This is a genomic window from Streptomyces sp. DH12 (assembly GCF_020873895.1).
Lineage (GTDB): Bacteria > Actinomycetota > Actinomycetes > Streptomycetales > Streptomycetaceae > Streptomyces.
Window position 1 is genome coordinate 1 of the sequence record NZ_JAHWGT010000814.1, and the last position, 482, is coordinate 482.

1 pseudogene is annotated in these 482 nt (G+C 70.3%); it reads left to right on the forward strand.

What is annotated here, in order from left to right:
• Positions 1 to 482: pseudogene (locus tag LPA54_RS37215) on the forward strand (excinuclease ABC subunit UvrA); the annotation flags it as partial.

Below are 482 nucleotides of genomic sequence, written 5' to 3' on the forward strand. Positions count from 1 at the left end.
GAGTGCGACGGCACCCGGCTCACCGAGGGCGCCCGCTCCTCGAAGATCAAGGGCATCAGCATCGCCGACGCCTGCGCCATGGAGATCAGGGACCTCGCCGAGTGGGTGCGCGGCGTGGACGAGCCGTCCGTGGCGCCGCTCCTCACCGCGCTCCAGCACACCCTCGACTCGTTCGTGGAGATCGGCCTCGGCTATCTCTCGCTGGACCGGCCGCCCGGCACCCTGTCCGGCGGCGAGGCGCAGCGGGTCAAGATGATCCGTCACCTCGGCTCCTCGCTCACCGACGTCACGTACGTCTTCGACGAGCCCACCATCGGGCTGCACCCGCACGACATCCAGCGGATGAACGACCTGCTGCTGCGGCTGCGCGACAAGGGCAACACGGTGCTCGTGGTCGAGCACAAGCCGGAGGCCATCGCGATCGCCGACCATGTCGTCGACCTGGGGCCCGGCGCCGGCACCGAGGGCGGCACGGTCTGCTT